The organism is Bradyrhizobium sp. (genome assembly GCF_017881085.1).
GTDB lineage: Bacteria > Pseudomonadota > Alphaproteobacteria > Rhizobiales > Xanthobacteraceae > Bradyrhizobium.
This window is the reverse complement of record NZ_JADGRI010000453.1, coordinates 1-3225: the sequence shown is the minus strand read 5'-3', so window position 1 is coordinate 3225 and position 3225 is coordinate 1. Positions and strand designations below refer to the sequence as shown.

At 64.0% G+C, this 3225-nt stretch carries 4 protein-coding genes; all 4 read right to left on the bottom strand.

The window, feature by feature from the left end; translation table 11 throughout:
* Positions 1-57: 57 nt before the first annotated feature.
* A complete protein-coding gene (locus tag QZ213_RS26460; protein WP_024509305.1) occupies positions 58-459 on the bottom strand; it encodes a PTS sugar transporter subunit IIA in 402 nt (133 codons plus the stop codon).
* A gap of 131 nt (positions 460-590) precedes the next feature.
* A complete protein-coding gene (locus QZ213_RS26455; RefSeq protein WP_291689006.1) occupies positions 591-1115 on the bottom strand; it encodes an HPr kinase/phosphatase C-terminal domain-containing protein in 525 nt (174 codons plus the stop codon).
* Positions 1112-2929, bottom strand: a complete 1818-nt coding sequence (locus tag QZ213_RS26450) for a sensor histidine kinase (protein ID WP_291689005.1) — start codon at positions 2927-2929, stop codon at positions 1112-1114. The genes QZ213_RS26455 and QZ213_RS26450 overlap by 4 nt, the downstream gene beginning before the upstream one ends.
* A gap of 112 nt (positions 2930-3041) precedes the next feature.
* Positions 3042-3225: helix-turn-helix domain-containing protein (locus QZ213_RS26445; RefSeq protein ID WP_291689004.1), on the bottom strand; the 184-nt coding region annotated here is incomplete at its 5' end.

Below are 3225 nucleotides of genomic sequence, written 5' to 3'. Positions count from 1 at the left end.
CGCCCGCGGGGACACTTGGCCCGGCCTCGTTTGCAGGCGGCAGGGCGTCGTCGTCGCTCATTTGCCGGCGAGAACCCGGCTGGCGATGGTGACGTATTTCCGGCCGGCTTCCTGGGCCATCGCGATGGCGTCGGGCAGCGAACGCTCTTCGCGAACTTTCGCAAGCTTGACCAGCATCGGTAGATTAATGCCTGCGAGCACTTCCACCTTCGGACGGCTCATGCAGGAGATCGCAAGATTGGAAGGTGTGCCGCCGAACATGTCGGTAAGGATGGCCACGCCATCGCCTGAATCGACGCGGTTGACCGCTTCGATGATGTCGCTTCGGCACAAATCGGAGTCGTCCTCGGCTCCGATCGTGACGGCTTCGATTTGCTTTTGCGGACCCATTACGTGTTCGAGCGCCGCCTTGAACTCGTCGGCAAGGCGCCCATGGGTCACAAGTACTAGACCAATCATCGGAAACTCCTCGCGGGTGCCTTTTGGTGCACCGCACGAACGCGCCACTTTGACCATCCAGAGCCCCCGCGCAAGAGGGGTTCTTCGCGATTCTCCCGGAAAATTAGCAGTAGAGGGGGAGCCTGCGCCGGTTATTTCGTGGCGATTGTGGGGGTTATATGGTTACCAATCCCCTTCGAACAATCGGCCGAAGGTTGCGAAGAAGGTGAACTCGCGGTCATGGTCAGCGCAGCCATAACGAGTGGAAATGCTGCGAAGCCTATTCCAACGGGAATTCTCGGTATTTTGATACCTGAAATTTGCGCCTGAAGGGCTTCTGGCGGCGGCAGGCGTTCCGCGTCGTCGGCGGCCAGATCAACAACCAAGCCGACAATCGCCTCATCAACAAAGTCGCAGCGGCGAATCCCCAGCCCGCGAATCTCGATCAGCCCTGCCAGTTCGCGCGCTGGACGTACCATCAATTGTCCCTGGCTCGCCGCAAGATGGACGCGGTCGTCGCCGACCAGCATGCTAGGTGGGATCTGTCCGGCGCGTCCGGCCAGGATGAGATCGAAGGCGAGACGCGATTTGCCCGACCCTGAGGATCCGCGGATCAGCACCGCGCGATCACCCACCTTGACCGCGGAAGCGTGGACACTCGCGCCGCCAGGGGTCATGGCGCCGGCAGCCTGACCACAAAGCGCGCGCCGGCCACGGTTGCTTCGCCATCGGCGTTGACGGGACCGGGACGATTCTCCGCCCAGATGCGTCCGCCATGCGCCTCGATGATCTGCTTGGAGATCGACAGCCCCAGTCCGGAATTCTGTCCAAAGCCCTGATGCGGCCGGTCGGTGTAAAAGCGCTCGAAGATCCGCTCCAGCGCGTCCTCGCGGATCCCCGGCCCGTCGTCGTCGACCACGATCTCGATTTCCGATCGCACGCGGCGGCAGACGATCCGCACCTTGCCGCCGGCTTCGGAAAACGACTGCGCGTTGGAAAGCAGATTGGAGATCACCTGTCCCAGCCGCGAATCGTGACCCGGCACCGAGAAGGTGTCGTTGGGACCTCTCCCTTCGAAACGCACTTCGACGGCGATGTTGTTGCCGCGCCGGGTTTCGTTGGCGACCGTCGTCAGCGCATTGAGCAGGCGGCGAAGGTCGACCGACGTCATGTCCTGCCGCTGCAGTTCTGCATCGAGACGGCTCGCATCGGAAATGTCCGAGATCAGCCGGTCGAGCCGTTTGACGTCATGCTCGATCACCGCAAGCAGCCGCGCGCGGCTGTTCTCGTTGCGCGCCAGCGGCAGGGTCTCGACCGCGGAGCGCAGCGACGTCAGCGGGTTCTTCAGTTCATGGGCGACATCGGCGGCGAACATCTCGATCGCCTCGATGCGGTTGTAGAGCGACTCCGTCATGTCGCGCAGCGCGCCGGAAAGATGCCCGATCTCGTCGCGGCGGCGGGTGAAATCGGGGATCTCGACCCGGGTGCGGATGCGGCGGCGGACGCGCTCGGCGCTGTCGGCGAGTCGGCGGACGGGCCCAGCGATGGTGCTCGCCAGCAGCAGCGACAGCATGATCATCACGGCGGATGCGACGCCGCCCACTTTCAGGATCGCGAGCCGTTCGGCGGTCACCATCTGGTCGATGTCGTCGCCCTGGGTGGAGAGCATCAGCGCGCCGTGGATGGCGCGGAACCGCTGCACCGGCACCGCGACCGAGACAATCACCTCGCCGCGGTCGTTGACGCGCACCATGCTGTTCTTCTGGCCCTTCAGCGCGTCCGCGACTTCCTGATAGCCGTTGCCGTTCTCAGGCCCGAGCTCGCGATAGAGCGGCAGGTCGCCGCGATTGAGCCAGGTGCGGATCGCGATCGTCATCCGTTCGAAGGCGCCCGGCTTCTCGACCGAGGGCGGCGGCAGTTCGAAGCGCAGCACGTCGCCGCGGCCGTACAGGCTGCGGCTGTCGAGAATCAGTCCGCCGTCGCGGTCGTAAATGCGGGCGCGGGTCTTGGTCGGCGAAATCAGCCGCCGCAACACCGGCGCGACGCGTTCCGGATTGATCGGAAAATCCAGTCCCGAAGATTCATCCGGCGCGCCGTAGGTTTCGCCGGGCTTCAGATCCTGCAGCCGGTCGGGATCGATGGTGATGGTGTTGGTTTCGACGGTGGCCGAGGCCGCGATCGCGCCGCCGATGATCTCGGCCTGGACCAAGAGGCTCTGCGCCCGCGCGTCGATCAGGCCGGCGCGGAATTGCGAGAGATAGAGAATGCTCGCCACCAGCGCGACCAGGCCGGCCAGATTCAGCGAAACGATGCGGCGGGTAAGGCTCGAGAAGCTGAGTGCGAAAAAGAACTGGCCGGCGCGGCGCAGCCAGCCGAGCGGCCGCTGCCAGCCACGCGGCTGCGGACTGTCAACGGCAACGCCGTCGAGCGCGAGGGAGGCCGAGACACCCTCCGCATTCAGGCTTGGATCAGGCTGCGTTCGATCGAGCAATGGCCAAAACTGCCGGTTGTTTTCGATGGCGCCTTCAAAGACGCCCTGCCCGTATCCTACCCCAGACGGGCGTCGGCGTCAGTTAACAAACGGCCCGCGAGAGGCGTGGCAATCAGGTTTCCTTGAAGCGGTAGCCAACGCCGTACAGGGTTTCGATCATCTCGAAATCGTCGTCCACCACCTTGAACTTCTTGCGGAGCCGCTTGATGTGGCTGTCGATGGTGCGATCGTCGACATAGACCTGGTCGTCATAGGCCGCGTCCATCAGGGCGTTGCGGCTCTTCACCACGCCGGGG